The organism is Nocardia sp. NPDC049526 (assembly GCF_044465765.1).
Classification (GTDB): domain Bacteria; phylum Actinomycetota; class Actinomycetes; order Mycobacteriales; family Mycobacteriaceae; genus Nocardia.
Map to the genome: position 1 here is coordinate 1 of NZ_JBITMA010000014.1, position 15,950 is coordinate 15,950.

16 protein-coding genes are annotated in these 15,950 nt (G+C 65.5%); 6 read left to right on the forward strand and 10 right to left on the reverse strand.

The window, feature by feature from the left end; all coding sequences use genetic code 11:
• Window positions 1–168: 168 nt before the first annotated feature.
• Both ACIBW7_RS34025 and ACIBW7_RS34030 read right to left on the reverse strand, forming a co-directional pair.
• Window positions 169–660, reverse strand: a complete 492-nt coding sequence (locus tag ACIBW7_RS34025; RefSeq protein WP_397053601.1) for a hypothetical protein — start codon at window positions 658–660, stop codon at window positions 169–171.
• 3 nt (window positions 661–663) lie between these two features.
• Window positions 664–1,026, reverse strand: a complete 363-nt coding sequence (locus ACIBW7_RS34030) for a hypothetical protein (protein WP_397053602.1) — start codon at window positions 1,024–1,026, stop codon at window positions 664–666.
• Between the two features lie 190 nt (window positions 1,027–1,216).
• On the opposite strand from ACIBW7_RS34030, the gene ACIBW7_RS34035 reads away from it, so the two are divergent.
• Both ACIBW7_RS34035 and ACIBW7_RS34040 read left to right on the forward strand, forming a co-directional pair.
• Window positions 1,217–1,939 (forward strand): phospholipid scramblase-related protein, encoded by a 723-nt coding sequence (locus ACIBW7_RS34035; protein ID WP_397053604.1) that lies wholly within the window; start codon window positions 1,217–1,219, stop codon window positions 1,937–1,939.
• A gap of 343 nt (window positions 1,940–2,282) precedes the next feature.
• A complete protein-coding gene (locus tag ACIBW7_RS34040; protein ID WP_397053923.1) occupies window positions 2,283–2,933 on the forward strand; it encodes a three-helix bundle dimerization domain-containing protein in 651 nt (216 codons plus the stop codon).
• Window positions 2,934–3,151: 218 nt separating this feature from the next.
• On the opposite strand, the gene ACIBW7_RS34045 is transcribed toward ACIBW7_RS34040, so the two are convergent.
• From ACIBW7_RS34045 to ACIBW7_RS34055, 3 genes are read right to left on the reverse strand one after another with little or no spacing between them, the layout of a single operon-like run.
• Window positions 3,152–4,423 (reverse strand): ABC transporter substrate-binding protein, encoded by a 1,272-nt coding sequence (locus ACIBW7_RS34045; RefSeq protein WP_397053606.1) that lies wholly within the window; start codon window positions 4,421–4,423, stop codon window positions 3,152–3,154.
• A gap of 37 nt (window positions 4,424–4,460) precedes the next feature.
• Window positions 4,461–5,237 (reverse strand): ABC transporter ATP-binding protein, encoded by a 777-nt coding sequence (locus ACIBW7_RS34050; protein ID WP_397053608.1) that lies wholly within the window; start codon window positions 5,235–5,237, stop codon window positions 4,461–4,463.
• Window positions 5,234–7,921: an ATP-binding cassette domain-containing protein gene (locus ACIBW7_RS34055; RefSeq protein ID WP_397053610.1), complete on the reverse strand. Its 2,688-nt coding sequence runs from the start codon at window positions 7,919–7,921 to the stop codon at window positions 5,234–5,236. Before ACIBW7_RS34055 ends, ACIBW7_RS34050 begins: the two co-directional genes overlap by 4 nt.
• A gap of 80 nt (window positions 7,922–8,001) precedes the next feature.
• On the opposite strand from ACIBW7_RS34055, the gene ACIBW7_RS34060 reads away from it, so the two are divergent.
• A complete protein-coding gene (locus ACIBW7_RS34060) occupies window positions 8,002–8,358 on the forward strand; it encodes a hypothetical protein (protein ID WP_397053612.1) in 357 nt (118 codons plus the stop codon).
• Window positions 8,359–8,429: 71 nt separating this feature from the next.
• Here the strand turns inward: ACIBW7_RS34060 and ACIBW7_RS34065 are convergent, their stop codons facing one another.
• The 4 genes from ACIBW7_RS34065 to ACIBW7_RS34080 form a co-directional block, all read right to left on the reverse strand.
• A complete protein-coding gene (locus tag ACIBW7_RS34065; protein WP_397053614.1) occupies window positions 8,430–9,380 on the reverse strand; it encodes an AraC family transcriptional regulator in 951 nt (316 codons plus the stop codon).
• Window positions 9,381–9,398: 18 nt separating this feature from the next.
• Entirely contained in the window at window positions 9,399–10,643 is a 1,245-nt protein-coding gene (locus ACIBW7_RS34070) for a hypothetical protein (RefSeq protein ID WP_397053616.1), read from the reverse strand.
• 97 nt (window positions 10,644–10,740) lie between these two features.
• A complete protein-coding gene (locus tag ACIBW7_RS34075) occupies window positions 10,741–11,271 on the reverse strand; it encodes a hypothetical protein (RefSeq protein WP_397053618.1) in 531 nt (176 codons plus the stop codon).
• A gap of 246 nt (window positions 11,272–11,517) precedes the next feature.
• Entirely contained in the window at window positions 11,518–12,153 is a 636-nt protein-coding gene (locus ACIBW7_RS34080) for a TetR family transcriptional regulator (RefSeq protein ID WP_397053619.1), read from the reverse strand.
• Between the two features lie 110 nt (window positions 12,154–12,263).
• Between ACIBW7_RS34080 and ACIBW7_RS34085 the strand changes: the two genes are divergently transcribed.
• The 3 genes from ACIBW7_RS34085 (at window position 12,264) to ACIBW7_RS34095 (ending at window position 14,825) form a co-directional block, all read left to right on the forward strand.
• Entirely contained in the window at window positions 12,264–12,818 is a 555-nt protein-coding gene (locus tag ACIBW7_RS34085) for a VOC family protein (RefSeq protein WP_397053621.1), read from the forward strand.
• A 114-nt stretch (window positions 12,819–12,932) separates the two neighbouring features.
• Window positions 12,933–13,805: a TIGR03619 family F420-dependent LLM class oxidoreductase gene (locus ACIBW7_RS34090; protein WP_397053622.1), complete on the forward strand. Its 873-nt coding sequence runs from the start codon at window positions 12,933–12,935 to the stop codon at window positions 13,803–13,805.
• 135 nt (window positions 13,806–13,940) lie between these two features.
• Window positions 13,941–14,825, forward strand: coding sequence for an RNA polymerase sigma-70 factor (locus ACIBW7_RS34095; RefSeq protein ID WP_397053624.1), 885 nt, complete (start codon window positions 13,941–13,943; stop codon window positions 14,823–14,825).
• A 194-nt stretch (window positions 14,826–15,019) separates the two neighbouring features.
• Here ACIBW7_RS34095 and ACIBW7_RS34100 read toward each other — a convergent pair whose 3' ends face one another.
• Window positions 15,020–15,874, reverse strand: coding sequence for a fructosamine kinase family protein (locus ACIBW7_RS34100; protein ID WP_397053626.1), 855 nt, complete (start codon window positions 15,872–15,874; stop codon window positions 15,020–15,022).
• Between the last annotated feature and the right edge of the window lie 76 nt (window positions 15,875–15,950).

Genomic DNA, 15,950 nt, shown 5'->3' on the forward strand with positions numbered 1-15,950 from the left:
GAAGTCCGCGACGCACTCGACCTCGACAACCACATCCCGGTCATGCTGTGCGACGCCCGCAACCGCGCCTCCGCCAAAGAAGTACTACTGAACCTCGTACAACACCTCATCGAACGAGCCAGGCGGGCTCCAGTCGCCACCTGAGTCGAGGAGATGCACCTCACCGATTCACAGGCGGTGGGCGACGTTGCACTGGCGGTTCGGATCGGATTCGGTGATGTTATTGCGTGTCCTCTCCATCACCGCGGAGAGGTCACCGAACTGGTGCAACAGCTGATCGGCGGTGCGTGCGTTGCGGTGTGCGACATGTGCGGCCCATGCCCAGCCGACGAGCGACGCGGAATACCAGTACAGCCGCCAGTCTGTCAGGTGCAGACCGCCACCGAGGCCGATGGCGAGCAGCACCATGAACAGCGCGGCGAGACCGGTATACAGCACGCGCTGGCGCGAAGCTGCATGCTGCGCCTGTTGCAGGCGCGGGATCCACGATTCGGCGGTCGCGTCCGGGGGTAACTCGCGAGCGTTCAATGCGCGGCTGATTTCACGATTCGCGCCTTTGTCGGCAGATTCGAACACTCGGACAGGACGCATATATCGCCACACGAGCACAGATCCGGCAACGACGGGTACGAGCATCAGCACGATGATGGCCACGACCATGATTCACCTGCCCGCAGTGTGGGCAAGATGGTCGAGGACTCCGTGCGCGAACCGCCATTGGAGGTGGATCGCAGTGAGGTTGACGGCCGAAGCGGCGAGCGCGAGCAAATAGATGTAGAGCATCACATTGTCCGCGTCCGGATTCCTCGCGATCTCGGTGATCAGCAGCGCCGACCAGAGCGCGGTGAGTGCGATGAACGGGCCGCGCAGCCGCATCGGACGCACCCGGGCGTAACCGAGATCGGGCATCCAATCCTGCGGCCCGTTGGGCGGAGTGGCCAGGCTGCGGCGCCGCTCCGGAATCACCAACCGGCGCAGGAGCCCGGCGATGACTGCAGTCAGCACAATGACGGCGATGAGATGCACAGGATGCGTGTCTTTCCTCGTGTGAGATTTCGTCGGCTTGCATGAATAGATTCGGTCAGGTGCGCAGTTGGCGATAGTCACCCATGGTGTGGACATCGCCCACCCCGAAGGGCTTCTCCTCACCGGCCGTCCTCCGTTGTCATAGGGGTCAGCGGGGAGCGCTGACCGCACCCTTGGGTGCCTTGATGGGGTGCCGCCGGTCGCGGAGCCTATTCATAGCCGGATTCCCCGGACCGCATCGAAGAGGAAAGCAATGGCAACTTCCGAACAACCGACCAGCACCGAACGACGTTGTGGTGGAACGCTTTACACCGAGCCGGTGCTGGTGATCGATCAGAAGCCCAAGCTGATCGAGATGTCCACCGCGTATGCGGTGCTGGACGAGAACGGCCAGCGACTCGGGTCCGTAGTGGAGGTCGGTCAGAGTCAACTGAAGAAGGCCGCTCGCTTTTTCGGTGACTTCAACAATTTCTACACCCACCGCCTCGAGATGCGAGATGCCTCGGACATTCCGGCGCTGACGGTGACCCGCCCTCGAAAGGTGTTCAAGTCGAAGGTCATCGTCGACGGGCCCGCCGGACAGCCGATCGGTCGGATTGTTCAGGAGAACTGGATGGGTAAAAAGCGTTTCGCGCTGCTTGCCGACGGCACCCGAATCGGGACGATCCACGCCGACCGGCTGCTCCAACCTCGAAGGTTCACGATCGTCGATCACACCGGCTCGGAAATCGCCCGGATCATCAGAACCACGGCAGGCCTGGAGCGGGCGATCGTGGCGGCCGAAACCTACGCGCTGATGATCGACAAGCGGTTGCGCGAACCGATCGCCAGCCTTGTCCTTGCGTCTGCGGTGGCGATCAACACCGCGATCATGCAGGTGAAATCCAGCACCGTGCTGGACCTGATCCCTTAGTCCGATCAGGATCTCCAGCCCCTGCCGGGAACATCAGCGGTCACGGTGCGGTGGACGGGTCGCCGCGGGCATGGATGCGCGGGCGCATCGAGCGATGAACCCTCGACGAACTCGCGCGGGTGGTCGTGGCTTGCACCATACCCACCGCCCCGGCGGAAGGTTCTCTGCGCTAACGGTTTTCGCGACGCGCGCCGTATCGAGGGGTTTCTTCGGCGATACGCCGCTTTGTGGTCTGCAGGTTCGATACGGTTCATCCCCAGTTTGGTTGCCGCGCAGGGGTGTCGGTGTCACCCTCACTACTGTGCCTACGCCCGAGCGGACGAACCCGGCCGGATACGCCGAGATCACCCCGGCGTACCGACTCCTCGACATAGTGCACGGCACGGCGCTCGCCCGTGCCGAGCGGCGGCTGCACCGCGAGTTCACGATCTTGTTCGACGCCAACACGATTCACCATTTCCTGCACGACTCCTACGCGCAGATCACGGCACGCGCGCCGGTGAAGCTGTACGTGCCGCTGCTGGCCGAGCGCTTCGCCCGGCAGCAGCTGCATGCTCGGGCCAAGGTGGAGGGCCGCGTCGAGCACGCGGTCCCGGTGGTGCTGTTCCTGTGCACATTCAATGCCGGACGTTCGCAGATGGCGCTGGGCTTCTTCGAGCACTACGCACGGGGTCGGGTATTGGCCTGGTCCGGCGGGTCCGAGCCGAGCGGCGCGCTCAACGCGGCGGCGGTCGCGGCCATGGCCGAGGTGGGCATCGACATCTCCCACGAGTTTCCCAAGACGTGGACCGACGAGATCATCCTGGCCGCCGACGTCATCATCACCATGGGGTGCGGCGACGTGTGCCCACTGGTGGCCGGCATCCGGTACGAGGATTGGGGGGTGGACGACCCGGCCGGGCTACCGGTGGCCGACGTGCGGCCGATCCGCGACGATATCCGCCGACGTGTGATCGACCTGCTGGCCAGCCTCGACCTCCCGATCACCTCCTGACCCAACCCCCGATACCGCTTCGCGCACCGGCACAGTGAGCATGGCGACAATCGTGTCGATGATCTCGACGGCGCTTCGCTGGATACGAGATCGAGCGCGGCTACTCCGGCGGGTGTGAATACATTGCTGATCGCTTTGCGGAGCCGTCGGTGATCCTCGCCGTCCTTGTCGGCGAGGCGGCGCAACGCCACCGCCTCGCCGAATACGGGTTCGGATGGTTATGACGGCGTGAGTGCCTTCATCAGCGCAGCGGCAGTTGCCTGGTCGATGCACGTCGGCTTACCACCGTTGGCGGAGTGGAATACACCGCCTTTGGTGGTTCCGGTGAAGTAGCACAGCGGGAACCCCGGTTGGCCTTCGGGGAAGGTCAGCGGCGGAGCGAGACCGTCGAGGGTCTCCTCGCGCAGTGCGCGCAGTCCCTTGATCGCATCCGCGCTGGTCGAAGACGGCGAGAGGTTGGCTGCTCTGGCCGCCGCCAGGAACAGCTGCCCACCTGCCCACGGCCACAGCAGCGGCGCGCTGAAGTCCCCGCTGCCCCGAAGGCCGGGAATGTATTTGTCGAGGGCGTCGCCGAAGTCCTTGATGGCGGGAATCGAGTCATCGGTGTACAGCGCGTTCGAGCCCGCGAAGATGCTGCCCTCGAAGTTCGGGTCCGTGGCCCACGCTCGCTGCAGGCTCACACCGGTAGGAGCCTGAATCGGTTTGTAACCCTGCTGCGCACACGAGGCCGCGATGCGCGAAATCGCCTCGACCGAGACGCCGGGGAATACGGCGTCGACACCCTTGTCCTTGAATTCGAGACAGGGAGCGATGTAGTTCGGCGCGGCAATCGCGACTTTCTCCGCCGAGAATCCCAGACCGGCCTGTTCGGCCATTGGTTTCAGCATCTGCGGAAGCTGCTCGCAGACCGGAATTTCGGCACAATAGTAGACGCCGAGGGTCTTCGCGCCCGCTTGTTTGGCCTGGGCCACCTCACCCAGCATCAGCACCGGCAGCGTGGTTCCGGAGGCGAAGAAGTTCGGGTCGGTGATGAACGGGGCATCGACCGGCTGTCCGCCGATGACCGGTATGCCCTTGCTGTCGACGTAATTCTGCCAACTCGAACTGACCAGGCTGGTCTGGCCGACGATTGCGACCACCTTGTCCTGTTCGACCAGTTTCTTCGCGACGGCCAGCGCTGTTGTCGGATTCTGCTCGTCATCGTATGCGACGAGTTTGACCGGGTGCCCATTGATTCCGCCGCGATCATTGACCCACGATGCCCATGCCTGCAGCACATCGCTGGCGTGTCCCACCGACGCGGCGGCCGGGCCGGTGCAGCTGCAGATCGACCCGATGAGGATCGGATCGCCCTTCAGCCCGCCATCGGAAACCTTCACTGGGCCAACGGATTCAGACCCGCCACTCGTCGAGTCGGCGGAACACGACGTGAGCGCGAGCGCCGCCGCCAGCATCGGCGCGGCCCACCACAGAAACCTTGTTTTCTTCATTACTCCACTCCTGTACGGATTCCGAGCATTCGATTCGCTACGCCCATCGCCCGGCCGCGGTTCCGGGTGGGTGTCCTGCCGGCAACGCCGGCAAGTCTGTGTGGCCGCCGTCGATGCCGAGATAGTTCTGCAGCACGGCATCTCGGTCGATATCTGCGGTGGGGCCGGCGAACGCGACGGTGCCGCGGCTGAGCAACACCACGTGATCGGCCATCGTCATGGCGTGGTCGACGTACTGCTCGACCAGCACAATCGCCGAGCCGGTGGTACGCAATTCGCCGAGCGCCGTGAAGATCTCGTCCACGACCAGCGGAGCCAGGCCCATGGACACCTCGTCGAGCAGGACAACCGATGGATCGGCCAGCCAGGCGCGCCCCAGTGCCAGCATCTGCTGCTGGCCACCGGATAGCGAGCCGGCCCGTTGATCGAGCTTCGCCCGCAGCGCGGGGAAGATATCGAGCACGTCGTCGGTGCTACCTCGGCGCCACGGCGGCATCAGGAGGCGCAGGTTCTCCCGAACCGTCAAGTCCGCGAATACACCTCGGCCTTCGGGGATCAGGCACAGGCCCGCGCGGGCGCGGCGCACCGGGCGAGCGCGGGTCAGATCGGCCCCGCCTATCGACACCGTCCCCGATCGCGCCGGAAGCAGTCCGGAGGCCACCCGCAGCAGCGTCGACTTTCCGGCGCCGTTCGGCCCGAGCAGCGCCACCACCGACCGAGGCGCAACCGCGAGGTCGACGTCGTGCAGCACGATCGTGGTGCCGTATCCCGCGGTGATCGAGCGCAATTCGAGCGCGTAGTCGGTGTCGGTCATGCGACGGGCTCCGTCATCCGGTGTTCGTCGGTGACCGGCTCGCCGAGGTAGGCGTGCTGCACCACCTCCGACGCGCGGACCTGCGCGGGCGAGCCCCGGAATATCAGGCGACCGAAGTCGAGTACGAAGATCTCCTCGCAGATCTCGAGCACCAGCGACATATCGTGCTCGACCAGAACGATTCCGACGCCACGTGCGGCGACGACCTGCCGCAGGATCTGCCCGAAGTGCGCGGTTTCCGAGCGATCGAGGCCCGCACTGGGCTCGTCGAGCAACAGGATCCGATATGGCCCGGCAAGACATCTGGCGAGCTCGACCAGTCTTCGTTGCCCGGTGGACAGTGCACCGACGCGAGAATCCGCGATGGATTCGATACCGCACAACGCCATAGCCGAGGCCGTCGCCGTGTGCACCCGCCGGGCCTGTCCGTGGGCCGAGACCAGTTGGGCCAGCGGGTTTGCGCCGGCGAGTGGACCTTCGGCGCCCATCGCGACGTTTTCGGCGACAGTAAGGGAGTCGAACAGTTCGGTCTGCTGAAAGGTTCGCCCGATGCCCAGCCGCGCCCGGCGCGCGGTCGAGGCTCGGCTGATCACCTGGTCCCGCAGTCGCACCTCGCCGGCGTGGGCCTGGACGAGACCGGTGCAGGCATCGAAGGTGGTGGTCTTGCCCGCCCCGTTAGGGCCGATGAGTCCGGTGATCCGCCCGGTGCACGCCTCGAACGAGAGGCCGTCGACTGCCACCACGCCTCCGAAGCGAACCGAAAGATCGTGAACGTCCAGCACCGTTGCGGGCTGCTCGGTGGCGGGTTCCGCCGCGAAGACCGCCGAGGACCGGTGGCGGCGAAACGTGTTGTCCAGCCAGGATCGAATCAGGCCGGGAACTTCGAGGCGGCTCGCGGTGGCGGCACGCAGCACCACCAGGATGCCGAACAGGACCTGGAGCCACAGCGACATGCCGGCGACTTGGACATAGGAGGGCACCAGGATGAGCGCCACCGCGGCCAGCAGCGGATACCAGGGCTCCCGGCCCACCACGACGACGATGACCGCGAAATAGGTAACCGATAGCAGCGGCTGGTAATTCGCCGCCGAGGCGGTGGTCTGGGCCATTCCGGCGAGTGCGCCACCCAATGCGGCCAGAAATGCCGAAACGCAGAAGACGAGAACGCGGGTGACTTCGACTGTGACACCGTTGGTCCGCAGCGCGGTCGGCGATTCGGCCAGCCCCCGGAGCAGTCGTCCGAGCCTGCTCTTGTCCAACGCCACCACAATCAGCGTGCCGACCGTGGCCAGCACCAGCACGAAACGGTAGAACGACGGGTCGGAGTCGAGTCCGAATACGCTGGGGCGCGGCATTTTCAGGCCCAGACCACTGGTGCCGAACATATAGGGCTCGCTGTAGAACATCATCTGTACTACGACGCCGAATCCGAAGGTCGCCAATGCCAGATACAGGCCGCTGAGCCGAATGGCCGGAATCGACAACACCGCACCTATCGGTAGGACCACCAGTCCGCAGCCGATGAACGCGAGCGGCCACGGCCACTGCCGATCGACAGCCAGGTGCGAGAACGCGCAGGCTCCGATCGCGGTGAATGCCATATGGCACAGCGAGACTTGACCGGACGTGCGGACCAACAGACCGAGCGACAGAAAGACCAGCGTCATTGCCAGCGCCACAGTCCAATCCGTCAAGTGGATGCCCGCGAACAACGGAACCAGCGCGAGCACCATCAACACCACGACCGCACCCGCGGATTGCAACGCCGGTGGCGCAGTCCAACCGGACCGGATCCGCCGGACCGCCCGGTCCCGGTCCATCAGGTAGCGACGCGGCATGATCAGCAGCACGAGGAACAACGCCAAAAACGGCAATGCGGTGGGAACTCCCGCGGCCGCCCCGGTGGTGAAGTAGTGCGTAGCCAACGCGGCGAGCACCCCGATGAGCAGTCCGCCGCCGAAACTCCACGGCAGACTGGTGAATCGGCCGATGGCCGCCGCTCCGAACGCCTGGACGACCAGCAACGTCAACTGCATGGGATCTAGCGGAATCAACGGCGCGAACAGCACCCCGGACAGCGATGCCAGACCAGTGCCCACACACCACGCCGATCGACGCGTGCGCACCGAGCTCGTCCCGGCCAGATCCAGCAATGCCGCATTCCCGACGACCGCGCGCATCGCGATGCCACCTCGGGTGAACCGCAGCGCGGCCGATAACGCGGCGGTCGCCAGTACCGCGACGCCGAAGGTTGCGACATCCGACCACTGCACCCGCACACCGAAGGCGGCGAATCCGCCCTGGGGCAGGAAGATCGGAACGATCCGCGGCGTCTTCTGCCCGTAGTACAGACTCGCCCCCGCCTGGACAACAAGCAGAATGCCGACCGTCGCGGCGATCCGCAATTCCAAACTCGCCCCGTCGACCACGCGGGCCAGCAATTCCAGTGCCGCACCCAGGGCAGGACCGATCCCGAGCACACAAATCGCCAGGGCCAGCTGCCATACGACACCATCGATGACGTGCAAGGTGTAGAACGCGTACGCCGACACAGTGGCCATAGCGCCGTGGGCGAAGTTGAACACTCCCGAGGTCTTATAGGTGAGCACCAAACCCGTTGCGGCCAGCCCATAAACCGAGCCGGATACAATTCCGGCGATCACGAACGGCAAGAGATCTGCCACGATGTACTCCGATCTTCGCGGATCGCCGACCGGCCGCGACCGTGCGGAACTGCCGGAGCGGACTTGCCTGACCTGGTCGGTTGCTGATCGAACGGCTGGGGCGAGCTGTGCCAGGTCAGTGTCGACGGCTGATGCACGCCTCGCCACGCGAACCCACAGCTCCTGCCTCGCAACAGAATTCGACGGCACAAAAAACAAAGCCGGGCAGCGATGCAGGTGATCGGAAGGGCATTGATATTCCGCTTGCGGACGCCGATGTAAGGCCACTCGTCGACGCCCCGGATATGTATCGGCGACTGGAACAGCTGACCACTGATGTGCCGATCTACGCCGGTGTCGTCCGCGAGAAGCCCGATGCGCAACGAATCGTCACGGCACCGACGCAGGCCCGTCAGTACTACAGTTACCCATTCGAGGGCCCGTGCTCGCTCAGATGACCGAAGCCGAGATGGATCGGGTATTGCGGTTGCTCACGGAGCTCATGGAGCAAGTGACCGGGCAGTGCTCACTATTGCGGTGGTACTCGGCCGAGAGTTGTCGTGGGCCGGACCGACTCGGCCAACCGGCGTTTGCGAAACTCTCTCGGTGTCTCACCGTATCGTGCCTTGAAGGCAGCGGAGAACCAGGTGAGGGTGAAGCCGCTGCGCACGGCCACCTCTCCGATTGTCGCTGTCGTGTCGGGGTTTTCGAGCATGGTCCGAGCCGCCCGCAGTGCTTCGTCTTGGCGCACTTCCCGATACGTGGTGCCCGCCTGATGCAGTGCGGTGCGCAGCTGTCGCGGCGACCAGCCCAATGCCCGCGCCACTTCGGGCAGCCGGAGGTCCGCTGCTCCGATGTGTTGGCGCACGTACTGCCGGACGGTCTCGGCGAGCTGTGTCAGATGAGTCTGCTGCGGGCCGGTATCACCCGCGCTCATCATGCAGAGCAGCTCGGCGATCCGGTCACCGACCGCGTTGAACTCCCGGCTCGTCAACGCGGACCGTTCGGCATGCAGATCACGGATCATGCCCGCCGCGATCCTGCCGAGACCCGAGCCGAGGTCGAGCACCGGCTGTCGTAGGCCGGGTCGCGCGAACTCGGCACGCGGTACCTGGAAGCCATAGGCCACCGACCCGGGGATATGCAGCCGGCACTGCCGATCCAGCGCCAGCACCGCCGCCTGGCCCGGTGAGATTCGAGTGACTCCGTGCTCATCGGCCGCGGCGAAATCTCCCCGCTGTGGGACGACTACCCAGTAGAAGTCCTCGGCCGATACACGACGGATGTTCGACGGGGTGCGGAAAGCCAGCCGGTCGCCGGGCTGATCCCAGCGCAGCAGGCGGTAGGTGGTCGTCTGCTGCACGGTCATGGCCACCTGCCAGCGCTCGGGTTCGCGGTAGCGATGATCCATCGGGACGAAACTGTTGGAGGTTTCGGTCCATTCGTCGACACCCGTGATGTCCAGCTCGTAGTACTCCATTGCGATACCTCGAGTGGTTCAGCCGATGACAATGACGATGTCGGCTCCGCTGAACAGCAAGTCGGACGGGCGTGCTCGAGACGGCTGCCGCGCCGGTACCAGACGTGCGGCGGGTGCGAGAGCGCGCAATTCTCGCAGGAACACCTCGACTGCGAGCTGTGCCAATTGCTTACCGGGGCAGATGTGTCTACCGAATCCGAAGGTCAGTGGCACTTTGCCGGCGCCGTGCAGATCCAAGGGGTTCGGGAAGGCCCGAGGATCCCGGTTGGCGGCAGCGCAGAACACCAGGACCGGCCCGGTCGGGAGCACGGTGCCGCTGCGCAGCGTCAGCGAGTCCACGACGTGCCGTTTCCAAGCCACCAGACCCGGGTCGAGCTGCAGTACCTTGGCCGCTACGTGCGCAGCCGATGCCTGGTCGGCGAGCAGGTGCCACCACTGCCGGTCCGGATTGCTCAGCAGGCGCTGCAGGCCCTGCTGAATACTGCCACTGACGGTATGCACGCCCGCGGCCAGCGAGTTGGCCACGGCGGAGACGGCAACTCGACGGGGAATTCGGGCAGCGCGCAGACGGCCGGGCAATCCATCGGTCCGATCCCGTCCGCCGGATGCGATGGCGGCGGCGCTCACCGTGAACAGCCGGCCGAGGCCGCCGACCGCATCGGCCAATTCGCGCCCGCGCATGCGCCGACCCAGCAGCCCGGACTGGGCACCGCTCCATGTCGCCACATGCGGCCAGTCCGCGGGCGGCAAGCCGACCGCTGCGCCGACGATCCGGGCCGCGTAATCGATGGACAGGGACGTCACATCGAGGGTCTGGTCGCTCGCGTCGCGTTCGGTGCGCAGCGCGTGGTGGAAATGCTCGGTCAGTTCCTCGATCCGTTGCAGGCGTTGTGCCCTCGCCACTGTGAAATGTCCCGCCGGACCGGCCAAGGTGTCCCACACCCGTTTGTGCAGGACGTCGTCGGTGAGATCCGCGGTCGCCTTCGCCGGCAGCGGGACCAGATGCCGGCAGAGATGGCCGACGGCGCGGGGGTTGGCCGCGATGCGCCCGAAACCGACGAGCGGCTCCAGCGATTTCGCGTTCGAGATGCCGGGGCGAGCCGCTTCCATCAACTCCCGCACGTCGTCGTAGCGCCAGACCATCCGCAAGCCGGAGTTGTGTCGATAGGTGGGTTCGGGCCAGTCGTGCAGCTGCCGATATCGCTCGTCGCGTTCGGCGAACGACAGCTGGTTGGGGGTCAGCTCGTCGAAAGGGAATTTCATTATCAGACCATCGGTTTCGCTGAGGTCAACGGCGATGTGCATCACGCCTGCTGAAAGGGGTAAAGGTGCATCGATGCACGCGGGATCGGGAATTTGCTCACTGCGGCCGGTGGCGACCACAAATCGGCCGGCCGGCCGGGCGATAGGCGGCTCGGCCGTGGAAGTGCCCGGTGACTTGTTCGGCACCGAAGCCGGGTGGTGTGTTGCGGGCCACCCGTTCCGCTGCGAGCAGGGCGAGAATCCCGGCGCCGGCCAGTATTGCCTCCGAGCGGTGAGCTCCACCGAGGTTTCGTTCGGTCAGGGTCACGCACAGGCCGTCGGTCGCCACCTCGACGGCCGCGACCGGGAATAACCTCCGCACTGCTGTCACGATATCGAATCCACTGTGCCACTGCGGGATTCCCGCTGGGGCGATCAATCCAGCCGACTTGTCGATCGGCCCCGGGCAGGCAATACCGACCGCGGTGATCTCGTCGTCTCCGGCGACATCGAGCAGCAGATCCCGGCAGCCATCCCACACCGCATTCGCCGGTATCGGGATTCGCTTGATATCCCGTGCGCCGACGCCACCGCCCACCCGGCTCGCGGCGAATTCCGCAGGGCCGATATCCAATGCCAGTACGGTCATGAATCAACTACCACCACAACGCCTTTCGTCCTGGTTGTGCAATGCCGGTAACAAGCGGGCTGGCTCCCTCATGGGACCTCCGAGGTTAGTCGACCGTGACGTCATGCACCTACCGGGACAGTGTCGACCACCGGCGCTCACTCTCTCGGCCCAGCACACATTCCGTGCCGATCAACGCAGATTCACTGCCCCGCAGCGTAAAACGCGTGGATGGCCGAGCTCGCCCGGATCACCTTGCGAAAATCCCTACCCACCACCCGATGTCGCTTCGCGCACCGGCACGGTGAGCATCGCGACGATCATGTCGATGATCTCGGCGGTATCGCTGTCCGGGGCAGGGGTGCGCACGCCCGCTTCCAGCGCACGTTCGTAGTCGGCGATCAGGGCGAACATGACGGTCGCCATGGTTTCCAGCCGCTGGCGGCGTCGGCGAGGTGGGAGTTGCGGAAGAGCCGCGTCCAGGCGGGTGGCGATGATCCGGACTGCGGCGCGGTCGGCGCCGGCGAGGCGGCGGGCGTCGGCGATCACGGGGTGGGCGCGCACCACTTCGAGGAAGCGGCCGTAGTGGGTGACCTGCTCCGTGCCGATGAGTTCGAGGATGGGGGCGGCGAGCATCGCGACCAGCGTGCGGATCTCATGTGCGGTGCCCTCGGCCTCGTATTGGGCGAGCAGTCCCATTCGGTGGTCTTCGAGCCAGTTCATGCGGCGGTCGACGATGGCCTCGAGCAGACCGCTGCGGGAGTCGAAGTAGTAGTGCACCGCGGAGTTGTTGCGCTGGCCCGCGGCCGCGGCGATATCGCGGAGCGGAACGTCCACGCCGCGTTCGGCGATGAGTCGTTCACCCGCGTCGAGCAGTGCGGCACGCGGATCCTCGGTGGCCATATCAGCACTGTACTAAACCCGAGTGTTGACTACATTAAGCGTAAGTGTTTAATTGGGCGGTACGAAGCGAAGGCGCGGCGGCCTTTGCGCAGCAGAGTCGAGGTGATCCGATGCCCATCGCGCAGGGCCCGATCTTCCAGCTGTGCTGGGTGGTACGCGATATCGAGGCGGCTCAGCGCGAGTTCACCGAGCGATACGGCGTCGCTAAGTGGTTCACCATCCCGGACGTGCACTTCGGGCCGCAGTTGTGCGAATTGCGTGGCGCGCCCGCCGACTACACGATCACGGTGGCATTGGGGTATGCGGGCGGGCAGCAGTTGGAGTTGATCGAGCCCAAGTCCGGGACCAGTTTGTATTCCGAACATCTGGACAGAGTCGGGCCCGGACTGCATCACATCGCGTGGGTGCCCGAGGACTATGACACGGCGCTGGCCGAGGCGAAGGCCGGCGGAGCCGAGATCCTGGCGCGCGGTGCGTTCGAGGGCGTCGGGATGGAGTTCGCCTATCTCGACGGCGGCGCACTCGGTTCCGCCGTCGAGCTCATGCGGCTGTCGGCGGATATGCAGGCGATGTTCGATTATCTGATTCCGGAAGGGTTTTCGAACCCATGGGCGTGGAAACCGAACTCCCCCAGCTCATTACCGAACCGGTCGAGTGGGATGTGACCGCGGAGGTGGGCGAAGCGTCCTACTTCGGGCGACGCACCGGTGCACATGCGGCGGGCATATCCGCCGCATCGAACAGGGCGCACAGCGCCGAGAGTATGGAAGGCGAGTGAGATGCGATTCACCTATGCCGAGACGATGACGGACCCGAGCTTCTATGTGCCGCTGGCACAGGCCGCGGAGGCGGCCGGGTACACGTCGATGACGATCGCCGACAGTGTGGCCTATCCGAAGGAATCCGACGCCACCTACCCGTACACCCCCGACGGCACTCGCGAATTCCTGGAGGACAAACCGTTCATCGAGGCCTTCGTACTGTCGGCGGCCATCGCGGCGGCCACGACGACGCTGCGGATGACGCCCTTCGTGGTGAAGCTGCCCATCCGCCCGCCGGTGCTGGTGGCCAAGCAGGCTGCCTCGATCGCCGCATTGAGCGGGAACCGGTTCGGGTTCGGCGTCGGCATCAGTCCGTGGCCGGATGATTTCGAAATCATGGGTGTCCCGTTCGAACATCGGGGGGCACGCATGGACGAGTGCATCGACATCGTGCGCGGGCTCACCGCGGGCGGCTATTTCGAATTCCACGGGGAGTTCTACGATCTGCCCCCCATCAAGATCAGCCCGGTGCCGACCGAGCCGATTCCGATCCTCATCGGCGGACACAGCGGCCCGGCCTTGCGGCGCGCGGCCCAGCGCGGCGATGGGTGGATGCATGCAGGCGGCGATCCGGCCGAATTGGACCGGCTGCTCGCGAAGCTCGATGTCCTGCGCGCCGAGTACGGCACCCGCAAGGATTTCGAGATCCACGTCATCTCGCTGGACGGGTTCACCGTGGACGGTGTGAAGCGGTTGGAGGACAAGGGAGTCACCGACGTGATCGTCGGCTTCCGCTACCCGTACACCACCGAACCGGATACCGAATCGCTGGACACCAAGATCGCGCACCTGTCCAGGTTCGCGGAGAAGGTCATCGCGAAGACGAGCTGAACCCGGGGTGAGGCCCGTCACAAACGCCTGGTGTCACAGAATGTGGTGTTCCGGCGTCTGGTGAACGACGCAGTCGAGATCCAAGAGACAGGAGCCACCCGTGGCCACACACTTCCGGATGCCGGGGGCACAGTCGTGAGTGTGGATCCTGCCACCGAAGTCTTTGTCACCCACCGCAACCTGCTGTTCACCGTCGCCTACGAAATGCTCGGCTCGGCCGCCGACGCCGAAGACGTCCTCCAGGAAACCTGGCTGCGCTGGGCCGGCGTCGATCTCGGCACCGTGCAGGACCACCGCGCCTACCTGGTCCGAATCGCCACCCGCCAGTCACTCGACCGGCTGCGCACACTCGGACGCCGCAAAGAGTCCTACATCGGCCCCTGGCTGCCCGAACCACTACTGACCACACCCGACGTCGCCGACGATGTCGAACTCGCCGAGAACGTCTCCATGGCGATGCTGCTGGTACTCGAGACACTTGCCCCGACCGAGCGGGCGGTGTTCGTGCTGCGCGAGGTGTTCGATCTGCCCTACGACGAGATCGCCGAAGCCGTCGACAAAACCCCGGCCGCGGTCCGTCAGATCGCCCACCGTGCCCGAGCACATGTGGCCGCGCGCCGACCTCGCGGGTCGGTTTCGGCGGCCCAAACCCGAGACGTGCTCGCGGCGTTCCAGCGAGCGGTCGAAAACGGCGACATACAGGGTCTGCTCGATATGCTCGCGCCCGATGTCGTGCTCCTGGGTGATGGTGGCGGAATCAAACAAGCCCTGCCGCGGCCCGTCACCGGAGCCGAGAAGGTGGCCCGCCTGCTGGCCGCCTTCCCGGGCAGAATCACTGCTGCCTTGTCGCTGCAACCGGCCCAGGTCAACGGCTACCCGGCGCTGGTCATACGGCTCGACGACGAGCTCGATACGGTCATGGCGGTGCGCATCGACGACGGCCTCATCACCGGCATCTACTCCGTTCGCAACCCCGAAAAACTGTCGCATATGCAGCGGGAGAGCGCCTTGCGCCGCTGAGTCCAAGGAGGCGGCCATCCGCATCTTGCGATCATTCAGCGCACAACGCCACCAGTACGGTGCGGACTGATCCGCATGCGTGATCACGGCTGGCGCACTCGGCACGGGTCGTGCGCACAACGCCGCCCGAGTACGACATCTGGTGGCTTCCGGCGCAAAGTACCTCGGCCTCGAGTTCGCGCTCGATTCTCGTCTTACGGGTGCGATGCAGCGAGGGCGGCCGAGGCGGTGGTGAGAGTTCGGGATCGGTAGGAGCCGCCGAAGAGCACGACGTGGACGAGGAGTGGGTGCAGCTGGTGCAGGGGGATGCGGTTGCGCCAGCCGTCGGCGAGTGGGTGGGTTTCGTGGTAGGCGGCACGAATTCGGTCCAGGTGCGGGGCGCCGAAGAGGGCGAGCATGGCGAGGTCGGTTTCGCGATGACCGCCGTGCGCGGCGGGGTCGATGACGAGTGCGCGGTCGGCGGTCCACAGGACATTGCCGGACCAAAGATCACCATGGATGCGGCTGGGTGGTTCGGGTGGGCCCGCGAGGGTTTCGATGTTTTCGATCACGCGTTCCAGCAAGCGAATTCCTTCGCGACCGAGATCGGCGGCTGCACGCGGTAGGTAGGGTGCGAGGCGATAGTCGGCGTACCAACGCGCCCACGAACCGTCGATCCTAGTGTTGTCCAGCGGCAGGTCGGCAATCCAACCCGACCACGGCGCACCGAAGAATCCCGGCGAATCCGCGTGCAGCGCAGCAAGTTCGCGCTCGAAACGCTCCGCGGCCGATGCGGTCGGCGCGGCCGCTGAAACCCAGGGCAGCACCAGCATCCCGTCATCGACAGCCAGCACCTCGGGCACCAACTCCGGCACCCCCGCGGCGAGCCACCGCAGCCCCGCCGCCTCCGCAGCGAATACCGACGCCTGGTCGTGCGCGGCCTTCACGAAGACCTCGCGACCGTCGCTGAGCACTGCCCGATGCAACGTCCACGAATGATGTGATCCCAGATCGATGATCGAATCCACCGTCCCGCCGACCAGTGCCGCGAGATTCGCCGCCTCCGTCACCTCGGTCCCCTGCCCACGCTCCCGAACCTACCCCGCCCGGCCCCCACTTCGGCGAAGAAAGTCCATCGGCCGCTCC